The organism is Streptomyces durmitorensis, assembly GCF_023498005.1.
Taxonomy (GTDB): domain Bacteria; phylum Actinomycetota; class Actinomycetes; order Streptomycetales; family Streptomycetaceae; genus Streptomyces; species Streptomyces durmitorensis.
In genome coordinates, this window is sequence record NZ_CP097289.1 from 9,648,416 (window position 1) to 9,671,980 (window position 23,565).

21 protein-coding genes and 3 pseudogenes are annotated in these 23,565 nt (G+C 68.7%); 8 read left to right on the forward strand and 16 right to left on the reverse strand.

From position 1 onward, the window contains the following. Positions 1–624: 624 nt before the first annotated feature. The 3 genes and pseudogenes from M4V62_RS42815 to M4V62_RS42825 form a co-directional block, all read left to right on the forward strand. Positions 625–2,610: a serine/threonine-protein kinase gene (locus tag M4V62_RS42815; protein WP_249592600.1), complete on the forward strand. Its 1,986-nt coding sequence runs from the start codon at positions 625–627 to the stop codon at positions 2,608–2,610. A gap of 184 nt (positions 2,611–2,794) precedes the next feature. Then, positions 2,795–4,825 carry a serine/threonine-protein kinase gene (locus tag M4V62_RS42820; protein ID WP_249592601.1) on the forward strand — a complete coding sequence of 677 codons (2,031 nt, stop codon included), beginning with the start codon at positions 2,795–2,797 and terminating at the stop codon, positions 4,823–4,825. A gap of 547 nt (positions 4,826–5,372) precedes the next feature. Then, positions 5,373–5,942, forward strand: a pseudogene (locus tag M4V62_RS42825) (IS5 family transposase); the annotation flags it as partial. Between the two features lie 61 nt (positions 5,943–6,003). Here the strand turns inward: M4V62_RS42825 and M4V62_RS42830 are convergent. Continuing rightward, positions 6,004–7,113 (reverse strand): Lrp/AsnC family transcriptional regulator, encoded by a 1,110-nt coding sequence (locus M4V62_RS42830; protein WP_249592602.1) that lies wholly within the window; start codon positions 7,111–7,113, stop codon positions 6,004–6,006. A gap of 104 nt (positions 7,114–7,217) precedes the next feature. Here M4V62_RS42830 and M4V62_RS42835 point away from each other — a divergent pair, with 104 nt between their 5' ends. Together M4V62_RS42835 and M4V62_RS42840 are read left to right on the forward strand one after the other, a co-directional pair. After that, entirely contained in the window at positions 7,218–8,420 is a 1,203-nt protein-coding gene (locus tag M4V62_RS42835; RefSeq protein WP_249592603.1) for a M20 metallopeptidase family protein, read from the forward strand. Continuing rightward, positions 8,417–9,907 (forward strand): MFS transporter, encoded by a 1,491-nt coding sequence (locus M4V62_RS42840; protein ID WP_249592604.1) that lies wholly within the window; start codon positions 8,417–8,419, stop codon positions 9,905–9,907. The genes M4V62_RS42835 and M4V62_RS42840 overlap by 4 nt, the downstream gene beginning before the upstream one ends. Positions 9,908–10,102: 195 nt before the next feature. Here the strand turns inward: M4V62_RS42840 and M4V62_RS42845 are convergent, their stop codons facing one another. Both M4V62_RS42845 and M4V62_RS42850 read right to left on the reverse strand, forming a co-directional pair. Then, complete coding sequence (locus M4V62_RS42845; RefSeq protein ID WP_249592605.1) at positions 10,103–10,462, reverse strand: hypothetical protein; 360 nt, start codon at positions 10,460–10,462, stop codon at positions 10,103–10,105. A gap of 54 nt (positions 10,463–10,516) precedes the next feature. Continuing rightward, positions 10,517–10,798 (reverse strand): annotated as a pseudogene (locus M4V62_RS42850) (ATP-binding protein). Positions 10,799–10,966: 168 nt separating this feature from the next. Between M4V62_RS42850 and M4V62_RS42855 the strand changes: the two are divergent. Both M4V62_RS42855 and M4V62_RS42860 read left to right on the forward strand, forming a co-directional pair. Further along, positions 10,967–11,707, forward strand: coding sequence for a class I SAM-dependent methyltransferase (locus M4V62_RS42855; RefSeq protein ID WP_249592606.1), 741 nt, complete (start codon positions 10,967–10,969; stop codon positions 11,705–11,707). An 869-nt stretch (positions 11,708–12,576) separates the two neighbouring features. Next, positions 12,577–12,858 (forward strand): hypothetical protein, encoded by a 282-nt coding sequence (locus tag M4V62_RS42860; protein ID WP_249592607.1) that lies wholly within the window; start codon positions 12,577–12,579, stop codon positions 12,856–12,858. A gap of 79 nt (positions 12,859–12,937) precedes the next feature. Here the strand turns inward: M4V62_RS42860 and M4V62_RS42865 are convergent, their stop codons facing one another. The 4 genes and pseudogenes from M4V62_RS42865 to M4V62_RS42875 form a co-directional block, all read right to left on the reverse strand. After that, a complete protein-coding gene (locus M4V62_RS42865) occupies positions 12,938–13,270 on the reverse strand; it encodes a hypothetical protein (protein ID WP_249592608.1) in 333 nt (110 codons plus the stop codon). Positions 13,271–13,293: 23 nt separating this feature from the next. Next, positions 13,294–13,611 carry a pentapeptide repeat-containing protein gene (locus tag M4V62_RS44055; protein WP_425575245.1) on the reverse strand — a complete coding sequence of 106 codons (318 nt, stop codon included), beginning with the start codon at positions 13,609–13,611 and terminating at the stop codon, positions 13,294–13,296. Then, positions 13,565–13,810: pseudogene (locus M4V62_RS44060) on the reverse strand (pentapeptide repeat-containing protein); the annotation flags it as partial. The pseudogene M4V62_RS44060 and the gene M4V62_RS44055, both read right to left, overlap by 47 nt. A 78-nt stretch (positions 13,811–13,888) precedes the next feature. Then, positions 13,889–14,230 carry a hypothetical protein gene (locus tag M4V62_RS42875; protein ID WP_249592610.1) on the reverse strand — a complete coding sequence of 114 codons (342 nt, stop codon included), beginning with the start codon at positions 14,228–14,230 and terminating at the stop codon, positions 13,889–13,891. A gap of 473 nt (positions 14,231–14,703) precedes the next feature. On the opposite strand from M4V62_RS42875, the gene M4V62_RS42880 reads away from it, so the two are divergent. Then, positions 14,704–15,174, forward strand: coding sequence for a hypothetical protein (locus tag M4V62_RS42880; RefSeq protein WP_249592611.1), 471 nt, complete (start codon positions 14,704–14,706; stop codon positions 15,172–15,174). Between the two features lie 159 nt (positions 15,175–15,333). On the opposite strand, the gene M4V62_RS42885 is transcribed toward M4V62_RS42880, so the two are convergent. From M4V62_RS42885 to M4V62_RS42925, 9 genes are all read right to left on the reverse strand, one after another. After that, on the reverse strand, positions 15,334–15,957 hold the full coding sequence (locus M4V62_RS42885) for a hypothetical protein (RefSeq protein ID WP_249592612.1): 624 nt from the start codon (positions 15,955–15,957) through the stop codon (positions 15,334–15,336). Next, positions 15,950–16,150, reverse strand: a complete 201-nt coding sequence (locus M4V62_RS42890) for a hypothetical protein (protein WP_249592613.1) — start codon at positions 16,148–16,150, stop codon at positions 15,950–15,952. Before M4V62_RS42890 ends, M4V62_RS42885 begins: the two co-directional genes overlap by 8 nt. Positions 16,151–16,411: 261 nt before the next feature. Further along, the gene (locus M4V62_RS42895; RefSeq protein ID WP_249592614.1) at positions 16,412–17,785 is read right to left on the reverse strand and encodes a tryptophanase; all 1,374 of its coding nucleotides are present in this window, start codon (positions 17,783–17,785) and stop codon (positions 16,412–16,414) included. After that, positions 17,758–19,014 carry a tryptophan dimethylallyltransferase family protein gene (locus tag M4V62_RS42900; RefSeq protein WP_249592615.1) on the reverse strand — a complete coding sequence of 419 codons (1,257 nt, stop codon included), beginning with the start codon at positions 19,012–19,014 and terminating at the stop codon, positions 17,758–17,760. The genes M4V62_RS42895 and M4V62_RS42900 overlap by 28 nt, the downstream gene beginning before the upstream one ends. Positions 19,015–19,362: 348 nt before the next feature. Next, entirely contained in the window at positions 19,363–20,721 is a 1,359-nt protein-coding gene (locus tag M4V62_RS42905; protein ID WP_249592616.1) for a cytochrome P450, read from the reverse strand. Further along, positions 20,718–21,323: a GTP-binding protein gene (locus tag M4V62_RS42910; protein ID WP_160509866.1), complete on the reverse strand. Its 606-nt coding sequence runs from the start codon at positions 21,321–21,323 to the stop codon at positions 20,718–20,720. The genes M4V62_RS42905 and M4V62_RS42910 overlap by 4 nt, the downstream gene beginning before the upstream one ends. Beyond that, complete coding sequence (locus tag M4V62_RS42915; RefSeq protein WP_249592617.1) at positions 21,298–21,687, reverse strand: DUF742 domain-containing protein; 390 nt, start codon at positions 21,685–21,687, stop codon at positions 21,298–21,300. The genes M4V62_RS42910 and M4V62_RS42915 overlap by 26 nt, the downstream gene beginning before the upstream one ends. Next, positions 21,684–22,082: a roadblock/LC7 domain-containing protein gene (locus M4V62_RS42920; protein ID WP_190086119.1), complete on the reverse strand. Its 399-nt coding sequence runs from the start codon at positions 22,080–22,082 to the stop codon at positions 21,684–21,686. Before M4V62_RS42920 ends, M4V62_RS42915 begins: the two co-directional genes overlap by 4 nt. Beyond that, complete coding sequence (locus M4V62_RS42925) at positions 22,079–23,278, reverse strand: ATP-binding protein (RefSeq protein ID WP_249592618.1); 1,200 nt, start codon at positions 23,276–23,278, stop codon at positions 22,079–22,081. The genes M4V62_RS42920 and M4V62_RS42925 overlap by 4 nt, the downstream gene beginning before the upstream one ends. Positions 23,279–23,565 lie beyond the last annotated feature (287 nt).

Sequence of the window (23,565 nt, forward strand, 5' to 3'; positions counted from 1 at the left end):
GCGTCCATCGCAACAGCGCTGCGCCCCGCCCAGGCCTCTGACCCACTGCAGTGCGCCCGGTAGGGGCCGTCTCCGGTGTTCCTGAGCCCGTGTCACCGCACGGCCTCGCGTGCCGTGCCAGGCCCCCGCACCCTGAAAGGGAGCGATCACCTGGGCCCGCGCCTGCCGTGCTGAAGCTGCCTGATCTGCCCGGCTGCGCCCGCTCCTGGGCCAACAACGCGCCCCGCTACAGGGCCGGGGCACCTCGTCGGGTTCGACGAGACGCCCCGGTCGACCTGGGAGAGCCCGCGCGGGCGCGGACCTGACCGAGGTCACCGCCCCGGACCGAAGCGCCTGCGTCGGGCACCGTCCGCGGCGGCTTACCGGCTGGCGCGGGGCGTCTCCAGGCCTTCGGCGGGCCGAATCGGCGGGCTGTGGGGGAGTGGCGGTGAGGACGGCGTGCAGGAGGTGGGGGAAGCGGGTATCCAGGTCGTCGCGGCGCAGTTCGACGGCCTTGTAGCGGCCCGCTTTGTGCTCGCGGGTGATGCCGGATTCGCGCAGTACACGCCATGACCTGTTGAAGGTTCGCGCGCACGATCTCTCATTCCCGATCTCCGTGCCGGGCCTGTCGATTATCGTCCTCTCGTGGACCCGCTGATCGCCGAAGACCCGGCACACATAGGCCCCTACCGGCTCATCGCCCGCCTCGGTGCCGGTGGCATGGGCCGCGTGTACCTCGCCCGTTCCGAGGATGGGCGCACGGTCGCCGTCAAGGTGATCCAGGCTGAATTGGCCCAGCAGCGCGAGTTCCGGGCGAGGTTCGCTCGCGAGGTGGAAGCCGCCCGGAAGGTGGGCGGGAAGTGGACCGCGCCGGTCCTCGACGAGGACACCGAGGCCCGGTCCCCCTGGGTCGCCACCGGATACGTGCCCGGGCCCGACCTGCACACCGTCGTGGCCGAGCAGCACGGTCCCCTGCCGGAGTTCTCCGTATGTGCCCTCGCGAGCGGCCTCGCCCACGCGTTGACCGACATCCACACGGCGGGGCTGATTCACCGCGACCTGAAGCCGTCGAACGTACTGATCACCATCGACGGGCCGCGGGTCATCGACTTCGGCATCGCGCGGGCCCTGGAGACCCTGGCCGAAGGCGCGATGACGCGCACCGGTGCGGTGATCGGATCGCCCGGGTTCATGTCGCCTGAGCAGGTGCGCGGACAGAGGCTCACTCCCGCCTCCGATATCTTCTGCCTGGGCTCCGTCCTGGCGTACGCCGCTACCGGACGCTCCCCGTTCGGGACGACGGACAGTGGGCTGCACGCCCTGATGTTCCGGGTCGCGACAGAAGCCCCCGACCTCAGTGGCATGCCGGAACCCCTCCTCGACCTCGCACGGGAGTGTCTCCAGAAGGAACCCGGCGCGCGCCCCACCCTCCAGGACGTCATGGCCCGCACCGCCACGGATCCTGACGAGCCTTGGCTGCCGGAGAGAGTGCTCAGCCAACTGGGCCGACAGTCCGCACAGTTGCTGGACCTCGCGCCTCACCGGGCCCCTGAGCCGACTGCCGTCTCGGGCCCGGCCGCTGCCCCGGCCCCGCTCCCCGCGTCGGCTGCCACACCCACGTACCAGAATCCGCACCCTGCCTGGCAGGCACCCACGCAGGAGGCCACGCACACACCCCCGCCACCGACCCCACCCGCCCTGCACAACGCGTCCATCAGCGTGGCCCACGGCCCTCCGGCCTCAACTCGGTGGCGTCGGCGTCGTCTTGTCGTCGCCGCTTCGGCCGCCGCCGCGCTCGTCGTACTCGTGGGCGGGCTCTTCGCGATCCGACCCTGGGATACCGGATCCTCGAAGAGCGGCGGTGGCGATGGCGAGAAGAGCGGGACCAGCACTCTGCCGACGAAGTTCGCCGGCACCTGGCAGGCCGCGGTCACGGGCAGCACATCCGCCCCGTCCCATCTGGTCCGTCTCAAGGTCACCAAGGGCGGGCGTGGCGACAAGGTCGCCGAGTACTCCATGCGGACCACGGGCCACGTGTGCGTCTACAGCAGCCGCCTCACCTCCGTGTCGGGCAGCTCGACGGCCAAGGTGGGCACCGGCACTCTGGAGCGCGTCGAGCCAAAGACCGCCGCCGAGTTGTGCGAGAAGGAGCGGCCCGCGATGACCCTCAAGAGCCCGCTCGACGGCACCTTCGAGCTGGTGACGGGAGGAACGTCCTCCATGATCCTCACGAAGGACCTGATGAGCGACCCGGGCACCACGGCGCTCAAGTCCTTCTACGGCTCCTGGAGCGACAAGATCGGTATGTACGACACGGAGTTCGACCTCACGATCTCCGGGCCGGGGAAGCAGGGCGTGGCCTTCCGCATCAAGAGGGAGGATGGCAAGCCCTGCAGCTACGTCGCCGAGCCGTTCTCCATCACGGACAACGACGGGCAACTCACGCTGCATACCGCCCCGGCGACACCAAAAGGCGGCGCCAAGTCCGAAACTGGATGCGCCGCCGACGGACCGCTCATGGACCTCGAGCCCTACAACATGGGCGAGGATTCCGAGGGCGCGTACCTGGAGTTGCGCGCGCCGCTCCACGGGAGCGCTGAGTACAGTGACGCGATATCCAGGACCGACTGATCCGTCGTACCGTCCACCTGAGCCGCTCCAGCGTCTTGCTCCCTCACGAGCCGTTCGCGATCCTCGTCACAGGTGCTCCGGCCCCGGACGAGCAGCGCGGCCGATCTCCCCACCTGCTGCGGATGGTTGCTGACGATCGGCAATTCCCGATCTCCGTTCAACGTCCGTCGATTATGGTCCTCCCGTGGACCCGCTGACAGCCGAAGACCCGACGCACATAGGCCCCTACCGCCTCATCGCCCGCCTCGGCGCCGGCGGTATGGGCCGCGTCTACCTCGCCCGCTCCGAGGATGGGCGCACCGTCGCCGTCAAGGTGATCCAGGCCGAATTGGCCCAACACCATGAATTCCGGGCGAGGTTCGCCCGCGAGGTGGAAGCCGCCCGGAAGGTGGGCGGGAAGTGGACCGCGCCGGTCCTCGACGAGGACACCGAGGCCCGGTCCCCCTGGGTCGCCACCGGATATGTGCCCGGACCTGACCTGACCACCGTGGTCGCCGAGGACTTCGGGCCGCTGCCCGAGGCCTCGGTACGTGCCCTCGCGAGCGGCCTGGCACGGGCCCTGGCCGAGATCCATGCAGCGGGGCTGATCCACCGCGACTTGAAGCCGTCGAACGTCCTGATCACCATCGACGGGCCGCGGGTCATCGACTTCGGCATCGCGCGGGCGCTTGAGACCCTGGCTGAGGGCGCGTTGACGCGTACCGGTGCGGTGATCGGTTCGCCTGGGTTCATGTCGCCTGAGCAGGTGCGGGGGCAGAGGCTCACTCCCGCCTCCGACGTGTTCTGCCTCGGCTCGGTCCTCGCGTACGCTGCCACCGGACGCTCCCCGTTCGGGACGACGGCCAGCGGGTTGCACGCGCTGATGTACCGCGTCGCGGAAGAGCACCCCGACCTCAGCGGCATACCGGAACCCCTCCTCGACCTCGTACAGCAATGCCTGCACAAGGACCCCACCCAGCGGCCCACCCCCCAGGACGTCCTGGCCCGCACTGCCACGGACCCCGATGAGCCCTGGCTGCCGGGGAAGGTGCTCAGCCAACTAGGCCGCCAGTCCGCACAGTTGCTGGACTTCGCGCCCAGTCGGGCCCCGGAGCCAACGGTCCTCGCAGGCCCGGCACCGGATTCGGCGATCGGCTTCGGCCCGGCTCCCGCCCCGGTCCTGCCCTATACGCCGACTGCCACGCCCACACACCAGAACCCGCCTCAACCTTCCTGGCAGCCTCCCGCGCAGGCACCCCCACTGCCGCCCGCTCCCTCCCTGCACAGCGCACCCAGTAACGTGCCATCCGGCCCCGCTGCCCCAACTCGGTTCGGTAGACGCCGTGTTGTCGTGGCCGCCGTGGCCGCCACCGCCTTCGCCGTGCTCGTGGGCGGGCTCTTCGTGATCCGCCCCTGGGACACCGGCTCCCCGAAGACCGGTGGCGAAAAGAACAAGCCCAGCATCCTGCCCGACGGGTACGCCGGTACCTGGACCGGCGCGTTCGTGAACGGCACGGGCAATCGGACCCCTGTCCGCCTCAAGATCACCGGGGGCGGGCGCGGCGACAAGGTTGCCGAGTACTCCACGTGGCTGGAGGGTCACGTGTGCGTCTACAGCGGCCGCCTCACCTCCGCGTCCACCGGGTCCGGGATCAAGATCGCCGCAGGCACCTTGGAGCGCTCCGAACCGAAAGCCGCCACCGAGGACTGCGCCAAGCTGCAGCCCGGGATGACCCTTACCCACTCGTCCGACGACACCATCGAGCGGGCTACGGGCGAGGAGGACCCTGTGGTCTTCAAGAAGCATCCGCTGTCCGATCCGGGCAGCAGGATCATGGATCCCTTTGGAGGGCAGCGGAGCGCCAAGCCCGGCAAGCTCACTCATTACGAGGAGTTCGACATGAGGGTCTTCACCCCTGGAGAGGACGGTATAACTTTCCGCATCAAGGAGTACGGCAACACCTGCCACTACATCACTGAAGCGTTCTCCCTCGTGGACATCGACAACACCAACGACCCCAAGACCACCCTTTACACCGCCCCGGCACAACTACGGACAGCCGGCAACGACGGCAATGCGCCCAAGTCCGACCCCGGCTGCCGCAAGGATGGTCCGCTCCTGGAGATCACCCACTTCTCCGGTGTCGACGGCAAGTGGGTCAGCATGGACGCGTTCAGTACGCCCGAAGGGGACACATCGGAGAGCGAGATCAGGTTGGACAGGTCCACCGGCTGATCCGGAGGGGCGCCTCTTATGTCTCTGGTCAAAGGATTCAGGATTTTGGGGTGCTCGGTCCTTAGGGGTGCTCAGGCATATCTGACCGGCCTTCGCACGCACCGAGAACAACGGTGACCAGATCGGCTGAAGTGCCCTCGGCTCGTGCAGTGGCCCGACTGGTGACGGTGTTGACCACCAACCGGACGCCCTCGGCCGGCAGTGCAGCTGACGTACTCGGTGACATGCACGCAATCCAGGAGCATGGTCGTGCGCATGCTGTGCACACATCGAACGGTTCGGAGTGGCGTCGGACGGCCGATTGTTCCGGAACCAGGCGGGCAACGACGTGGAGCCAGCGGGGTACGGCACGACGTGGGCGCGGGCACGCAAGTACGTCCTGACCGAACGGAACTCGCCTCCGGGTTGGCCAAGAGGCCCTACGATCTCCGGCACGCCGGGATCTCGTTGTGGCTGTACTCCCGTGTGGACCCGGCCGAGTGCGCTCGCCGTGCGGGCCACGTCGTTCTTCGTCTGCTGGTGGTGCACCGCACGTGTGCTGGCTGACCTGCGAAAATGGTGGATCGTGTCGGATGAACTGTGGTCGCTCATCGAGCCGTTGCTGCCCGAACCGGGACCCAAGCTGGTGGAGGGCAGGCCTAGGGTGCAGGACCCGCAGGTGCTGTGCGGGATCTTGTTCGTGCTGCACACCGGTATCCAATGGGAGTACCTGCCCCAGCAGTTGGGCTTCGGCTCGGGAATGACCTGCTGGCGACGCCTGGCAGCCTGGAACGAGGCGGGCGTCTGGGACGAGTCGCACGCGGTGTTGCTGGAGAAGCTGCGGTCGAAGAACCAGCGGGACTGGTCCGGGCGGTGATCGACTCCTCGCATGTGCGGGCGGCCCGACGGGGCCCAGAAGCGGGCCCAGCCCGGTCGACCGAGCACGGCCGGGCAGCATGCATCACCTCATCGTCGACGGCCAGGGCATCCCACTCGCGGTGTCACTGACCGGCGGAAACCGCAACGACGTCACCAACTGCTGCCGCTGCTCGACAAGCGGCTCGAAGCTGCCAGCGGCCGACCGCGAGAGCCGCTGGAAGGCCGACGAGGGCGACAGTGGCTGCGGGCCCCGCCCCGATTCCCTGGAGATCCATGAGCTGATGATCGCGCCTCATTGGATCGCGGTCCTGCCCCGCCCCTCAAACGTCCCCGCTGCGCTCCGGTGGCCGGGCGGCGCTCCGGGGCGCCCCGGACCGGGGGATCGCTCCGGCCGTGCGCACGTCCAGAGGGACTCCGCCGATGCGGTATCCCTCTTCGTCGAGCAGATGGCCGCTGAGCTTCAGCGGCCACAGCGCCACGGCCCGGTCGGTGATCTCCAGGCCGGGTACGCGCTGGGCGAGTCGTACCTCGAAGCGCTGCACGTCGGCGAGGGACTTCACCCAGGCGACGACGAGGACATTGTTCCGGCCGGTGACGCCGGCGCACAGCCGCACCTCACGCGCGCCGGTGACACCACGGGAGACGCGTTCCAGCTCTCCCGCGGCCGCCCGCCCCCATTGGATCACCGTGATCGGCCACTCGGACAAGGGGCGTGCGACCTCGCAGCGGGTCTGGAGCATGCCGGCGGCGAACAGCCGGCCGAGCCGTCGGCGGACCGTGTCCGGGCTCGCCCCGCAGGCGTCGGCGAGCGCGCGGTAGGTGGCGCGGCCGTTCATGGACAAGGCGGCGACGAGGGCGTGGTCCAGATCGGTGAGCGGGAAGACGGGGGCCTCGGCGCGGGTGGCGCCGGTGTCGGCGAGGCGGGCGATCTGGGTACGGTCCAGGACGCGCAGCCGCCAGCGGCTGCCCTCCGCGTAGACGGTGTTCGCGAGGTGGGTACGGGTGGCGACGATGCCCGGCATGGCGCCGATGCCGCGGGTCACCCAGTGGGTGAGCGCCGCGAGGTCCGGGGCCATCACGGTGAGCAGCAGGTCGCGGTCTCCGCTGACGTGTTCGACGGTCGAGACGTGGGGAAGCTGGGCGAGGGACTGGGCCACGGTCAGCAGGCTGCCGCTGGCGCAGTCCACCTCGACGAAGGCGAGCAGTCCCTGTCCCGCCGAGGCGAGGGCGGGTGACGGGGAGCAGCTGATCCAGGCGGCACCGGCTTCGGTGAGCCGGTGCCAGCGGCGGGCCACGGTGACAGCGTCGAGGCCGAGTACGGCGCCGATCTCGTTCCACCCGGCCCGTGGGGCGATCTGCAGTGCGTGCACCAGGGCCTGGTCGACGTCGTCGAGCGTCCGTACCGGACTGTGCCCGGAATGCTGCGTCATTCGAAGTCCCTTGCGCGTTTCCTGCGATTCGGTGCCGACGGAAGGGTCAGGACTTCAGTCTTGCCCCACCGAAAGCCGGAACCGTATCAGGAGGTCGACGCAGCATGTCCGTACTGGAACGCGCCAGGGAACTCCAGCCCGATCTCGTGCGGCTGCGCCGCTCCCTGCATCGCGAGCCGGAGCTCGGCCTGCGGCTGCCGCGTACGCAGGAGAAGGTCCTCGCCGCGCTCGACGGTCTCCCGCTCGACATCGCGCTCGGCCGGGAGCTGTCCTCCGTCACGGCTGTCCTGCGCGGTGGCCGCCCCGGTGGGGCGGTCCTGCTGCGGGGCGACATGGACGCACTGCCGGTGGACGAACTCACCGGGGTGGAGTACGCCTCCGAGATGCCGGGTCGGATGCACGGCTGTGGGCATGATCTGCACACCGCCGGACTCGTCGGCGCGGCGACGCTGCTCGCGGAGCGCCGGGAGAGCCTCCAGGGCGACGTGGTGTTCATGTTCCAGCCGGGTGAGGAGGGGCACAACGGCGCGGGCGCGATGATCGCCGAGGGTGTCCTGGACGCGGCGGGCAAGCCGCTCGACGCGGCCTTCGCTCTCCATGTGTCGGCCAACCGGCTGCCGGGCGGCTGGGTCGCGTCCCGTCCCGGCACCGTCATGACGGCGTCCGACGTCCTGCGGGTGACGGTGCGGGGCGAGGGCGGGCATGGTTCGGCTCCGCACCACGCCAAGGACCCGGTGCCCGCGGTCTGCGAGATGGTGACCGCGCTGCAGAACTGGGTGACGCGCACCTTCGACGTCTTCGACCCGGTGGTGGTGACCGTCGGACAGCTGCACGCCGGTACGCAGCAGAACGTCATCCCCGACACGGCCGAGTTCCAGGCGACCGTACGCAGCTACTCGGAAGCGAACCACGAACGGCTGGCCCAGGGGCTGCCACGCCTTGTGCGCGGGATCGCGGCCGCGCACGGCCTGGAGGCAGAGGTGGAGTACGAGATGCTCTACCCGGTCACGGTCAACGAGCCGGTCGCCACGGAGTTCGCCCTGGAGACGGCGCGCGAGCTGTTCGGCGCGGGCGAGGTGTGGCATGCCCCGCAGCCCGCGAGCGGTTCGGAGGACTTCTCCCTGGTCCTGAACGAGGTGCCCGGCGCGATGCTGCTGGTCGGCGCGGCGCCCGAGGGCGTGGACGTGGAGAAGGCGCCGCAGAACCACTCCCCGCGGGCCGAGTTCGACGACCGGGTGCTCCACCGCCAGGCGGCGCTGCTCGCCGAACTCGCGGAGCGTCGGCTCGCCGCCGGGGCGTCCGCATGAGAGCGCCTGGCGGGACACAGGAGGTGGCGGCGCCCCGGGTCACCGCCGTCGTCGGTCTGCTGGTCGTCTTCGAGCTGGTCAGCGGCTTCCTTCAGGGGTCGGGCCCGGCGCTGGTGCCGGCCGTACAGGACTGGCAGTCCATCAGCGCGTCGCAGGCGCAGTGGTACATGGCGGTCCAGTTCCTGGCCGCCGCGGTGGGAGTACCGGTGTTCGGGCGGCTCGGCGATCTGTACGGGCACCGTCGGCTGATCCGGGTCGCCCTGGCCTGCGTCGCGGTGGGCACTGTTCTGGTGGCCCTCGCACCGAATCTGACGGTGCTCCTTGTGGGTCGTGCCCTGATGGGTCCGCTGGCGGCACTGCTGCCACTGGAAATCGGCCTCGTACGGGACCGGCTCGACCTCGAGGGCGCGCGGCGTGCCGTAGGGCTTCTCGTCGGCGCACTCACCCTCGGCTCGCTCCTCGGCCACAGCCTGGCGGGCCCGCTGCTCGAACTCACCGGTGGCGTCCAGGCGACGCTCTGCGTCCTCGCCGCGATCGCGTGTGCCTGTCTGGCCCTCTCGTACTGCGCGATCCCCGAGTCCCGCACACGCGCGCCCGGCCGGATGGACTGGACCGGCGCGCTGCTGCTCGGCCTGGCGCTGCTGCTGTTCCTCGGCACGACGGCACGCGGCCAGGCGTGGGGCTGGACTTCGCCGCTCACCCTGGGCGGCCTCGCCATCTCCCTGTCCCTGCTCGCCTGGTGGGTCCGGCTCGAACGGGGCCGGCCACACGCCCTGGTCGACGTCCGCACGGTGGCCCACCCCCGGTCCGCGCCGTACTACATCTCCGGTTTCGTCTTCGGCGCCGTGATGCTGGGCGGACAGGCAGTCGCCATCTCGTACCTTGCCGCCTCACCGGCCGACGAGGGGTACGGATTCGGGCTCACGACCTGGGAGATCAGCGCATGGGGCGCGGTGCCCCACGTCCTGGCCTTCGCCGGGGCGAGCCTCGTGGCCAAAGTGGCGGCCCACACCGGCTACCGGCGCGTCCTGCTGCTCGCCTTCACGCTGATGGCGGCCGGCAGCGGGGGGCTTATCGCCGCCCACACCACACTGCCGCTGTTCGCCCTGGCCTCCGCCGTCGCCGGCTTCGGCATGGGCCTGGCCATGGGCGGCCTGCCCACACTGATCGCGGAGCGCAGCACCACGGACCGCACGGCGAGCGCGACCGCCGTCTACAACAACCTCAAGACCCTGGGCGGCAGCGTCGCGGGCGCGGGCTCGGCGGTCATCCTCGGCTCCCTGGTCGTCGGGGATACGGACGTCCCGGCGCTCTCCGCCTATCTGACGATCTGGGGACTGAGCGCGCTGTTGTGCGTGGGCGCGCTCATACTCCAGGCTCTGACCAATCGTCAGGCGGATGACTCAGGTACGGCGCGGAACCCTGGTCCGCTTGACCGGAACACCTCACCAAGATGGAATGCGGGATCTCAGGGTGGCACGACATAGCCGAGCAATGCCCGACGCCCGCGTCGATTGGGACTCGCCGCTTGGTGAGCGCCAATGGCTGGTTCAGTGTTCGTGGTTGAGGGCGTCCTGAACCGTGGCGAGGGTCCGGCACATGGACAGCAATGTGGGCCCGACCGGCACGCGCGCTGGTCGGGCCCACAGTGAGTGCGGCGGGTTCTTGTTGAGTGGCTGTGCTCAGTGGTCGGAATAGCTGAAGTCGCCCACGGTCCAGGTGCTGATGTCTTCGATCGCCACGCGGTACATCCCGCCTGTCTCGGGGATTCCCACGGTCCCCTGCAGGATCCGGGCGACATGGAAGTGCAGATACGTAGGCGGCCCGTCCTTCTTCGCCGGGGTATCGAAGACGGCGGAGAACTCTGCCAAGCGGTCCGAATCCGTCAGCACCTCCGCCACCCTCTGCCGCCACACTGCTTCGGGAGCTAGACGGCCGGTGATGACAGCACCACCGGTTACCACGGTCAGGGACATCTGGTTGCTCTGCCCGGATTCCACCAGGGCGGCGACCTCAACGAGCAGCTCGTCAGGCTTCGACATGCGCAAGATTATATTCGCCGGCCGGCCAACTGCTTGAACCGCGGTGCTGGGGTGCTACCGAGGAAGGCGAGCGCTCACAGTCTTGCTGCCGGCGGCCCGGCTGGTGGCCGCGGTGGAGCGGGCGAGGCGGTTGACCATGGGCCGGCCGAAGCCTCCGGTGCCGCCGTTCAGGTCAGGGGTGCGCAGTCAGCTTCCCCCTGTGCAGCGGCACCCGTCGTGGCGCAGGGCGTTGGTGACGAGTTCGGACACGACCAGGACCACGGTGTCCGCCGCGTCAGGGGCCGGGATCGGCTGTGGCAGGCATGCCCCGGCCTGACTGCGGCCTCCGGGCTCTATCTGCCGGGGCAACGGCAACCGACGGCCGGGAGGGGGTAGGGCTCGTCCGGCGGGTCATGGGCCGATCCAGGGCCGATCCGGGGCCGATCCGGGGCCGGACCGAGGTGAAGACCGGCCGGTGCCCTAATCGTGTTGACCGCTCCTGGCAGGCAGTGCTGGAGTCGGTGCGTGGACAGCATCCCCGCCAACCGGCGGCTCTGGAATCAGATCAGCAGCGCTTACCAGCACGAGCACGATCCGCAGATCGGTGCCACACCCCGGCTGTGGGGCATGTACTCCATCCCCGACGCGCACCTGCACGCGCTGGGTGACGTCACGGGCAAGCGCGTCCTTGAGCTCGGCTGCGGCGCCGGCCAGTGGTCCAGGGCGCTGGCCGCCGAGGGCGCAGACGTGGTCGGGCTCGACCTGTCCGAGGCCCAACTCGCGGCAGCGGGCCGCGCGATGGGAGCGTCCCGCTACGCGCTGGTGCAAGGCGCCGCCGAACAACTCCCTTTCGCCGCCGAGAGCTTCGACCTGGTGTTCTGCGATTTCGGTGGGCTCAGCTGGGCGCCCCCGCATCTGGCCGTCCCGCAGGCCGCACGCGTCCTGGTCCGAGGCGGGCGGCTGGTGTTCAACGTCGCCAGCCCATGGTTCGAAGCTTGCTACGACGAAGCTGCCAGCCGCGTGACCACGACGCTGCGGCAGGACTACTTCGGGCTGAACACCATCGCCGAAGACGACGGCGCGAGCAGCTATCAGCTCACCTACGGCGACTGGGTCAAGGTCCTGCGCGGCGCGGGTCTCGTCATCGACGACCTCATCGAGCCGCGGCCCGACCTCGGAACACCCAACGGCTACAACGAAACCGACCCACCCGACTGGGCACACCGCTGGCCGGCGGAACTGCTCTGGGTAACCCACAAACCGTAAGTTCCCCCGCGCCGAGACGTGAGCCGTCCGCCGCGGGGGAGCCTGGCGGACGGCTTCGCCATGCCGGTGTCCCTCCTGGTGGTTCGGTGCTGCCCGTGCTCGAGCCAGGTGAGAGCCTCCGGTGCGCCGGTGACACGGACTTGCAGGCCGTCAAATCCGCCCAGCCGGCGCGCAGGCTGCCGTCGATGAGGCGGGGCGGCGCCAGCGGCGAGCCGACGCCGTCATCGAGACCGGTGTCGACCTGGCCCAGCTTGTCGGCATGTCGCCGACCGGGTGAGGACGCCGTATGCCAATGCCCTCCGCGCAACCGGGTGTCGAGCTGCTCTGCGAGCGCGAGCAAGGAGCGCCGGTGCTGGTCGGCATCGAGCTCGTCGCGGTCGAGGCGATGCTCGCAGCCAGGAGCGCGGGTGGAGGTCTGGGGGACAAGGGACCGGCGGTCGGGCGCGGGACAGGCTCGCGTCCAGGCCCGGCACTCCGGCCTTCGGACAAGGTGCGGCTCCGCCTGTCTCCGGCGTCACCGCCTTCCAGGCCCTCAGCGGCAGGGCGCGCCCGAAGCCAGGGTCGCGGGTGCAGGGGAGATGCAGAGCAGGTGGGGGCCCCGCTACGGCGGCAGGGCAGGCGAACGGCCGGTGCCGGCAGGTCACGCCGGGCAGAGGGATGGCCCACAGACCAAAAGATGAACCTGGCCGCCCCCTTCTGTGGACAGGCTCCTCCCCTCCATCCCCGCCCGGGGCTGGAGTGGCCCCGGGTGCTCGCGGAAGGTCTGGTCTGTTGCCGGGAGGGCGGAAGGCGTGAGCTTTTAGGAACGAGTCGTTGGGGCCCTGGGCAGGGAACGGGCCGACCGTGTTCAGGCGGCAGCCCGGCAGTTGATGACGCTGGCCGACGATGATGCCCAAAGCACGCAGTCCGTGGTTCACATCAATGTGCCGTTGCCCGTTGCCCGTTGCCCGCTGCACGCACGCAACGCCCACGACGCGACAACCGAGTTCGCCAACCTGCTCAACGCGGCCGCACTGGAGGAGACCTGGACGTTCGTCACCGTCTCCTATCCCGACGGCAAGTGGTCGGGCAAGGCGAGCCCGTTCATCAGGGCGATTCATTCCGAAGGGTGGAATATTCATCCTCGCTGCGCGGCAACTTCCGAATCATGAAGATGATCAAGGCTGCATCGGCGGCCATCGCAGTAGCCGCCCTCTTCGCCTTGCCAGCTTCCCCTGCCTCGGCAGGCCTCTACTGGAAGCTCTCGGCCTGGGCGGTATGAGTTCCCTTTCCGAGGTTGTCCGGGGCCTCGCCGGTCACCGGGTTGGGGAACACGACAACGGCGCCGTCATCGTAGGCAACGGCGCAGTCAGGGACTTGCGTTCCGCCGTACTCGGCTATCTGCTCATCGATCGACCTCTGTAGGCGCTCGCTGGCCGCGTCGGCTTGGGCGGAGGAGGTGGTCAGGGCACTGAGGGCGAGTACGGCAGCTGCCGTACTCGGAGACAGCGACGAACTGGCCGGGATCACCAACGGCCACGACATCGGTGCGGCGCCCGGCGGACGGCTGGCAACCTCCGTCATCACCGAGACGGGAAACCTCAAGGTCATTCTCTGGCAGGTGACCGGTTCCGGAACGGTGACCCGGTGGGGAGACAGCGACGACCTCGCGGGGGCGCCCCGGTCAGGTCGGTGCCCGTCAGAACCGCGCCGCGCAGATCAGCCAGCTCGAATCGCGCGGCACCGATGACGGCCGCTGTCAGGTCGGCATTGCTCAAGTCCGCCGCGCGCAGGTCGGCGTCGTCGAGCCGGGCGTGGCACAGCAAGACGGACCGCATCGAGGCCTGTCGCAGGTCGGTTCCCAGTTGCTCTGACCAGCCACGTTCCGGACAGGTCGACTCGTTGCAGCCGGGCCCCCTGGAGATGCACGTTTGTCAGATCGGCGTAGTGCAGGTCCGCGTCGACGAGATCCGCGTGGTCCAGCATCGAGCGTCGGAGGTCCACCCGCTGGAGACGAAGTGTCAGCCCCTCGGGGCGTGGAGCACGGCCGAGCACGGTGACCGCCGCGTGCACATCCGGGGAGCGTAGGACCAGCAAGGTGTCACCCGCGTGCGCCAGGGCCACTTCACCGCTTCTCGCTATCTCGCCAGGGGTGGGGCGGGCTTCGAGTGGTGTGGCGAGTGCGATGCGTCGTGCGAACAGTCAGAGCACCTCGGCGACGGTCCCGCGATCGTCCCGTGAGTCGACAGCGACCCTCTCCAGAGCGAAGACCGCTCCGATGCGCACCTCCACGCTAGGGTTGCCCAACTGCTCCACCGCCGCGGTAAACCGCTCGCTGAGCTGTCCGTACCGCGTCACCTGCAATTGCCGCCAAGTGAAGAAGGCTCCAACAAGCAATGCCACCCCGGCCAGCCCCTGCAGCAGCGTGGTCCGAATGTCGTTGATTGCCTTCGCGCGGTCCGGAACGCGGGCGCCGGCAGTTTCCCAGGCCAGGAGATGGCGCGGCGCCACGACGACGATCAGCGCGACGAGCAACACGCTCACGACTGCCGCACCGAGGCCAAGCACCCACGCCCGGCCGGGCTTTCGCACCCCCGAGCCCGCGCCGCAGGCGGCGACACGTCCCGCACGAGGTGCCCTGGCAACGCTGCGGGCCTTCTCCTTCTACGCGCCAACCCAGAAGGCTGCGTCCCCGCGCCCGAACCCAAACGCGGGGCGCGGAAACCGCGCCGCTGACTTCAACTTCGTTCGCAAGGCAGGCCGGTGGGCTGAGAGTGACGTCACGAACCACCGCACCGGGTACTGCCCAGACGTCACCTCCTGGCCGACCGTCGCTCGCGCCCTGGAAGATTTGGGGCTCGGTCGGCTGGCGGCGGCAGCCGAATCCGGACGTTGTCACGGCTGCGGAACAGCACCGCACGCCTCACGGTTCACCCCGGATTCCCGGCTAGCGTTCCCGTCGCCAGCTCTGGAGACCCGGCGGCCGTCAACGGCCGCGGGACATGGAAGGGAACCTCATGAGGCTCAAGCAACTCGGCCGGATCGGTACGGCTGGTGGGCTCACCGTCGCAGCGGTGGGCGCATCGATCGTCTTCACACCGTCCATGGCGTCCGCGGACAGCACCTGGGAGTGCTACGGCAAGCAGGTCAAGCGCTGTGCGACCGTATGGTGGGACGACGAGGCCGACACATACCGGGCACGGGCGAAGATCACCGACACCGCCGGCGGTGGCAACTACACGGTCGCGGTCAACGACGTGAAGCTCCTGCGCTTCAACGGCACCAGGACGCTCACGGTGAAGTCCGCCAAGGACAACGACGGCTGGCACCGAACCCAAGACCTGGCAGGCACCTCGTCGGTCAATCCGTGCAGGTGGCCGACGAACAGTTTCCAGGTACAGGCGAAGTTCACCTGGAAGAAGCAGGGCGGGACCGCGAGCACCAAGACCTGGCGCCCCGACATGGGCTGGGGCCACGCCTGCAACTGACGATGTCCGCTCCGGTTCCCTGCCCGAAGCGAACCATCGCGCTCTCGCTCCGGCCAGGGGCACCTGCCCGCCGCCCCTGGCCGGTCCCCGTACGCACGCATTGAGGACACGGTTATCGTCTCCTGACCCCTCGCGCTGCGATGTACCCGCCCCTCGCGCTCAGCGGGGAGAGCCAACGACATGCTGCGCGTCCATTTCAGCCACGCCGATGTCAAGACGCTCGATCTGTACTTGTTCGAGCGGTTCGGGGACGACGTGGAGAGGTGCGGCTTCGTTCCAGAGCAGGGCGCGGTCGAGGAGTTCACGGCGCAGGCTGCGAACCCAGCGTTCCATGATTGAGTTCATGCGTGGCGTGCGGAGGGCGGTGAGCACGGTACGGATCCCGGCCTGAGAGAGGATCTCGTCGATGACGGCGGGGTATGTCGCGTCGCGGTCGCGGATCATGAACTTGATGGCGGCGAGGATGTACTGACGTTGCCCGGTGAGGGTGACGGTCTCGATGAAGTCCATCGCGAGGATCGCCTCGGCCTGGGACTGCAGGAAGGTGGCCCAGGTGACGTTCGAGCGTCGGGTTGCAGGGTCGATGCCTTCGGCCTTGAGGATTTCCCAGACGGTGGAGGGCGCCAGCTTGATGCCGAGGAGCGCGAGTTCGCCGTGGATGCGCCGGTATCCCCAGCCTGGGTTTTCCGAGGCGAGGCGGAGTGTGAGGCGGCGGACGGAGGCGATTGTGCGGGGGCGGCCGGGACGCGGGTTGCGGCTGAGGCGGATGTGACGGTTATTCATGAAGTCGCGCTGCCAGGAAGGCGCGGTCGGCCGCCTGCAATCCGGGGCGCTGATTGCCGAGCCGACGTTGCAGGACGGCGAGCTGGTGACGCAGCGCGAGGATCTCGACGTCCTTGTCGTGGTCGTTCATCGGGATCAGCCGCAGGGCGGTGAAGGCGTGAGTGACGGCGATGCAGGCCAGTCGGAGGAGCATGGGCATTGATCATTGCCGACCGCTGTCGTTGGCGCGATAGCGGTGCTGAACTGCACCGACGTAATATTCGGCACCCACAACCCTCATCCAGCAGCCGGGCGGCTTCGGACAGCTTGCTGATCCACCGGTAGGGGTCCCGAGCATGCCCGTTGACCATGCTGCCACCGGGAAACTCCAAGATCCCCGACAGAGTCGAGCTCAAGAAGTGGGAGCCGGCGCTGCCGGCCCCACTCTTGCGCGAAGCGACGTGTCGAGTAGAGATCAGCCGCCGGACTGCACGGGCTCCAGCTTGATGCTGAAATGGCGAAGGATCGGCGACTGACCCACGATGCGGTAGCCGTGCACCGATTCGGGGTTTTTGGCTATGTCGGCCAGGGTGGCGGCGACATGGTCGTAGTGGCTGCGGGTGTAGACCCGACGGGGGAGTGCCAGCCGCACGAGTTCATAAGGTGCGGTCTTGATGGAGTTGCCTTGTTCGTCCTCTTCCCCGAGGTACAGGCTGCCCAGCTCCGCCGAGCGGATGCCTCCGCGTAGGTAGAGCTCACAGACCAGTGCGGTGCCCGGGTACTGGTGCGGGGGGATGTGGGGCAACAGCCGCCCGGCGTTGACGTAGAGGGCGTGCAGGCCTGCCGGCTCCACGATGTCGACTCCGGCCTCGCGGATGCGCTCGGCGAGGTAGGCGGCAATGTCGGCGCGTTCGGCGAGGTAGGCCGGTTCGGTGACTTCCACAAGTCCGCGGGCCATCATGTCGAGGTCACGGCCGGCCAGGCCGCCGTAGGTGGTGAAGCCCTCGGTGGCGATGAGCAGGCCCGCGCACTTCTCGGCGAGTTCAGGGTCCTTGAGACCGATGAAGCCGCCGATGTGGACGATGCCGTCCTTCTTCGCGCTCATGACGCAGCCGTCCGCGAGGCGGAAGGCTTCTTCGGCGACCTGGCGGGGGGTGCGGTTGGCGTAGCCGGGCTCGCGCTGGGTCACCAGCCAGGCGTTCTCCGCGAAACGTGCGGCATCCAGGATCAGGGGGACGTCGTGGCGGCGGCACAGTTCGGCGGTCCGGTACAGGTTCTCCATGCTGACCGGCTGGCCACCGCCACCATTGTTGGTGATGGTCATCAGCACGGCCGCCACGGGCGCTTGATGCGCGTTCTCCAACGCCTGCTCAAGGGCGATCAGGTCGATGTTGCCCTTGAACGGGTAATCGCTGTCGAGGTCCTTCGCCTCGGCGCAGGGCAGGTCGTAGGCCTGGCAGCCGGTCAGTTCGACGTTGGCGCGGGTGGTGTCGAAGTGGGTGTTGGACAGCACGCTCGTGCCGGGCTTGAGCAGGGCGGCGAACAGGATGCGCTCGGCGGCGCGGCCCTGGTGTGTCGGCAGGATGTGGGGGTATCCGGTGAGTTCGGAGACGACCTCGTGCCACCGGTAGTAGCTGCGGCTGCCGGCGTAGGACTCGTCGCCGTGCATGCCCGCGGCGAGCTGGTCCGCGGAGATGGCACCGGTCCCCGAGTCGCTCAGCAGGTCGATGGTGACCTCGTCGGCACGCAGATCGAAGGGGTTGTAAGCGACCCGCTTCAGCGCGGCCTCGCGCTCCGCCCGGGTGGTGAACGCGATCGGCTCTACAACTTTGATGCGGTACGGCTCCACGTGACTTCCTTTGGTGCGGTGTGCGGGATGGCATGATCGGCGGCCTTGCGACCGGAGTTCAGAGCGCTCTGGGTGCGTTGTGCAGCTAACAGGCCGACTTGCGCGTACTGCTCTGTCGGCGCCCTGGTCAGATAGGCCTCAGAGGACAGATAGGCCGTGATGCGGGGCTGCCGGTTTCGCTCGTACACGAGAGCGAGGTAGGCGATCAGCCCCACACCGTCGGTGAGCTGTCGCTGTGTGAGAGCGCGCAGGCTCCGGCGCAGGACCGTGGGGTCCATGCCGAACCGGGTGAGCAGGGTGGTTGCCCGGTCGAGGGCCTCCTCGTCGTCGCGCACGTAGTCACGGACGGGGATGTGGAGCGTGAAGCCGCTGGGGTCGCTGTCGCTTTCGGTGAAGGAATGGCAGGTGAGCGCGGACCGCCGCAGCAGGCGCGGCGTACTGTCCCCGTGCTGCCCGGATGGCGGGAGGGGTCCGGCGGCCGCGTGGAAGAAGCGGCGGATGTCTGCCGCTGCGGCCCCGGAGGCATGGCCGAGCGCGCAGGCGTCGTCGGCCGACATACGCGGGTGCTTCACGTAGACCTTGACGCGAGGTGACTCCCAGGAGCCCAGGTCCAGTGCGAGGAACGGATAGCCCGCCGCGGGGGGAAGCTGCGCGAAGGCCTTGTCGTAGCCAAGTCGGCGTAACGCCTCTTGCACGGTGTGTGCAGCGTGCTCGGGTCCGGCGGCGGAGGGGTTCAGATAGACCTTGACGCCGGGGACCCCTCCCGCGCGCAGATCGAGCGCGTACCACAGGGACAGCGGCCCCTCGGCCGTGGCGGGGAGGAACAAGTCGTGCAGGGCGTCGAGTTGATGGGTGGAAAAGTTCCAGCGGGCGGCCATCGCGTGGATGGCCTCGAGTCCGGCGCGGCCGCTGTCGCCCATGTCCTCGTGGGTCCATCCGGGCTCCACGAGCACCCGCAGTGCCGGGGCGGCGTCCGACGTGCAGGCCAGGGAGAACTCGACGGGGGTGTGGTCGTCGGAGAGGAAGCTGGGCGACGCCGGGGGCAGAGACAACGGTCGCCGGGCGGAGTCCGCGAGGGAGTCGAGCAGGACCTGCCCGTACAGCGCGGTGTCCGCCTCGCTCAGGCCCACCGCGGCGCCGAGGCGCTGTAGTTGACCCAGCACGTGATCGCCGAGCGTGGCCTTACCGGGTTCGTCTGCCGGTATGCCCGCCTCCGGCAGGGACGTCATCGCGTTCCTCGCACGGCACGGCGCAAGAAGCTTCTGTATGGCGCGGAGGTACGGGGACGTGCTGCGCCAACGAGGCGGGAGACGAGGGCCGATCCGTCGTAAGCCACGGCTATTCGGCCCTGCGCCTTTTCGGGGTCGTCGCACCCGCACGAGTTGCTGCTGCTGGATGTGGTGCGCCGTTGGCCCGGCCGGTTGCCTGCGGAACGGGGCGCGGAGGTTGCGAGGTTCACTGCCTCTCCTTCATCTCGTGTCACTCCAGACACTCCGCGCTGTCCTACCCCAGCAGTTGATCTTTCATGCAGGCTACAACAACTGCCCGTGTCGCCTACATCACAGGGGGTGCACCGGCTACTGGCCCGTCAGCCACCTCACGAAGCTGCTCCAGCGCGCCGGCTTGCCGGTGGCCTGCGGCTCCGCAGGCGTGGGCGTGGGTGTGGGCGCTAGGGGAGGGTGCGCCTGGTGGCGAGGGGACGCGGCCGTCGGCTCGGGCGCGGCCGCGGGGCGCGGGGTGACCGCACCGAAGCGGACGGGCAGGCTGGCCAGAGCTCGGTTGAAGGGGCCGGGCCGCCAGGCGAGGCTGTCCGCGGGGACCGCGAGTTCAACGTCCGGCAGCGCGTTGAACAGAGCCTCCAGGCCGGTCAGGGCGATGAGCCTGGCCGGTTCCTTGGACGGGCAGGCGTGCGGGCCTGCGCTCCAGGCCAGGTGACCGCGGGTGTCGGCCCCCTGGTCCGCGAGCGCCGTATTGGCGGCACCGAAGGACACCAGGACCAGCTCACCGGCGCGGACCTTGTCGCCGGCCACGTCTGTGTCGGAGACCGGGTAGTGCGGCGCGTAGTTGGACATGGGCGCGTTACGCCACAGGGTGTCATCGAGGGCCTTGTCGAACTGCCCGTTGCGCGCGTACTCCTCAACGGTCAGCATCGTGTAGAAGGCGTTGCCGATGAGGTTGCCTTCCGGCTCGCCGCCCGCGCCGAGGAGCAGCACCAGCGTGTGCGCCAGTTCCTCGTCGGTCAGCTGTGCCGGGTGCTGCATCAGGTAGGACGTGATGTCCTCCCCGGGATGGACGCGCTTGAGTGCCACCAGCTCGCCGACCGCCTGGAGCAGGACCTGGCTGGCCTGCTCGGCATTGACGCCGTCGAACATGCCGGAGATGCCGAACAGGACCCGGTCGCCGATCTCCGCCGGGCAGCCGAAGAGTTCGTTGAAGACGTACAGGGGGAGCTGTTGCGCGTAGTCCCTGAGCAGGTCGGCACTGCCGCGAGCGCTGAACTGGTTGATGAGGAACTGGGCGGCCTGGTTGACGATGCGGCTCAGCCGGCTGTTGCTGACGCGGGCGAAGCTCTCGGTGATGGCCTGCCGCAGTCGCACGTGCTCGGCGCCGTCGGTGAACATGCAGTTCGGCCGGTAGGCCAGCAACGGCAGGACCGGGCTGTCGGGGCGGATGAGGCCCTCGTTGAGCGCACGCCAGCGGCGCGCGTCCTTGCGGAAGGTAGTGGGATCCTGCAGCAGCTCAAGAGCCGCGTTGTAGTCGGTCACCAGGGTCGCCTCCACGCCGGGCGCGATGGTGACCGGCGCCGTGGGGCCGAGCTGGTGCATGTAACGGTAGTACGCGTGCGGGTTGGCGGCGAACTCCGGGGTGTCAAGGGATATGCGCTGCCCGCTGCCGTGTGCGGGGCAGCCGGGCGGAGGTACGGGAGGGGTTGTCATGCGTGCTCCAGGGCGGCGCGCTTTTGCAGATAGCGGACCATGGTGATCAGGGCGTTGACGGACGACGCTTTGTCGCGCGCGTCGATGGTGACGACCGGGGTGTCGGGCAGCAGATCGAGCGCCTCCCGGACTGCTTCGGGGGTGTGTACCGCGCTGCCGTCGAACTGGTTGAGGGCCACAGCGAAGTCGAGGCCGTAGCTCTCGACCAGATCCATGACCTCGAAACTGTCGGCCAGTCGCTCGGGGTCCACCAGGACCAGGGCGCCCAGCGCTCCGCGGGCCATGTCGTCCCACAGATTGACGAACCGCTGCTGGCCCGGTGACCCGAACAGATACAGCACGATGCGCTCGCTGAGGGTCAGGCGACCGAAGTCCAGGGCGACCGTCGTCGTGGTCTTCCCCTGCACTCCCTTGAGGTCGTCGACTCTCTCCGAGAGGCTCGTCATCTGCTCCTCGGTGGACAGCGGCGCGATCTCGGAGAGCGAGCCGATCAGAGTGGTCTTGCCGACGGCGAAGTGCCCGACGACCAGGATTTTCACCGCAGTCTGCTGTGCACCGCTGCGCACGTAGGCGTCCTCAGACAGAGAGAGCCTTGAGACCATCGAGCACCTCCTGAAGCAAGGCCTTGTTGGCGAGACGAGCCGAGGGAACCGGCGCACGGGTGACCAGATAGCCCCCCTCGGCGAGGGAACTGAGCAGCACCTTGACGACACCCAGAGGCAGCTGAGAATGGGCGGCGATCTCAGCGACCGAGAGGTAGCCGCTGGAGCACATCTCCAGGATCTGCTGCTCCTCGGGCGAGAGCCGCTGGGGGCGCTGCTGCTCATCGGTGGATGTCGTGACGAGGGTGATGAGGGCGAACGCGCCCTCGTCGAGCAGGTCACGTCCACGGGTGATGACATAGGGCCGGACTAATTCGCCGGCCTCGGACACGAGCTCGGGCTCGGTGCGGTCCGGATCCGTCATGAGGTGACCGTGTCGGTGCGGCGGGCGGTCGACATGGCCTTGCCCAGTCGGCTGACCAGCTGCTGCATCCGATACGTGATGTCTCCCATGTCGACCTCGGCGGACGCTGCCACGGCGAGGTAGGAGCCACCTCCTGCGGCATTCAGGAACACCCAGCCACCGTCGAACTCGATGAGCGTCTGGCGCCAGGTCGTGCCGTCGTCACCACAAAAGAATCCGACGGACCGGCTGAGCGACTGCAGTCCGCTCACGGCGGCGGCCACCTTGTCGGCGTCGTCCCGGCCGATCTCCGCGGTGCGGGACATCTGCAGGCCGTCAGCAGAGATCAGGACCGCGTGCAGGGCATGGGGAATCGCCAGCGCGTCCTCGAGCATCCAGGACAGGTCGTCGCTCACGGGGCATCGAATCCTTCGTGTGTATCGGCAGGAGTGTCGCGTTCGGCGGCCGGTACCCCCGCACTTCGGCCGCTGAGAGTGCCGCGCTGAAATGCGCCCATGGCCGCCACCCGTGCCTCCGCCGACCGGGCCGGCGGCGCAGTCGCTTCATCGGGCTGGTTGTCCGGCACGAGTGCCATGGCGCGGCGCTTGTTCTGTCGCCGGGGCAGGTCGCCCGCCGTCGTCGCGGGAGCCGAACCGCTGTCCCCTGTGCCCGCGTTGGCCCCTTGCGTTGCGGCGGGCCTCGCGGGTTCCGGCATGTCGGTCAACAACTCCTTCGGCACCATCACCACCGCTCGGACGCCGCCGTAGGGAGAAGTGCTGTCGATGGTGACCGTGAACCCGAAGCGCGCGCACAGCGCACCGATCACCGCGAAACCGAACGCGGGAGGATTGCCGAGTTCGGAGACGCTCACCGCGGACCCACTGGACAGCAGAGCTGTGGCGGCCGTCTTCTCTTCCTCGCTCATCCCGACGCCTGCATCGTCGATCACGATGCACATGCCCTTGGGCACCGTCCGCACTTCGACGTCGACCATGGAGGACGGCGCCGAATAGCTGGTGGCGTTGTCGAGCAGTTCGGCCACCGTCAGCGCGACCGGCTCGACGGCGCGGCTGGTCACCGCGATGTCCACCCGCGAGGCGATGTCGATGCGCTGGTAGTGCCGGATACGGCCCTGAGCTGCGCGGATCACGTCGTAGATGGATGCCGCATCCCGCTGCCGGCCGAGCCACCCGCCGCAGAGCACGGCAATGGACTGTGCACGCCGGTTGAACTGCGAGTTCATGTGGTCGACGTCCAGAAGATCCCGCAGCACGGCCGAATCGCCGTACTTCTTCTGCAGCCCGGAGATGGCCCGCTGCTGTTCCGCCGCGAGGCCCTGAAGGGTCTGCATCGCAGACTTCAGTACGGTATTGGTGGCGTTCTCCGCCTCTTCCTTTGCCTGTCGGACCACCTCGTCGTAGCCCCTGCGGAGCTCTGCGATGGTGGACTGGAGGTCAGCGTGGCTGCCCTGAAGTTCGGTCAGATCGCTTTCGAGTCCCCGCTTCTGACGGCGCAACGACTCAGTCGTTTTTCGCTGGCGAACGACCACCATGGTGGCGACAGGGACGCCGGCAGCAAGCGCCCAGACCGTCGGATCCTGCAAAATTGTCATGTGACTCTCTTTGAGCGGCTGGAGTCCAGCTCTCGGAATCTGTCCATGCGGACCCTCGGCGTGGGCAGCCTTCACCACCCGGAGAGCCCCCTGGCTGTAGCCAAGCCGAGGAAAAAGTCCACGTGGCATGTGCCCGAGATCGTAACACCAAACGATCATGACACTTTGTCAAGTACGCCACGCCGTGGCCACGTTGGCGAAAAAGCCATGCTTAGGTCAGTGAAGAAGATGTGAGCGCGACGTGGAGACTCGCGGCAGCCGGCCGCGCACTGAGTCGCCCAGCAGTG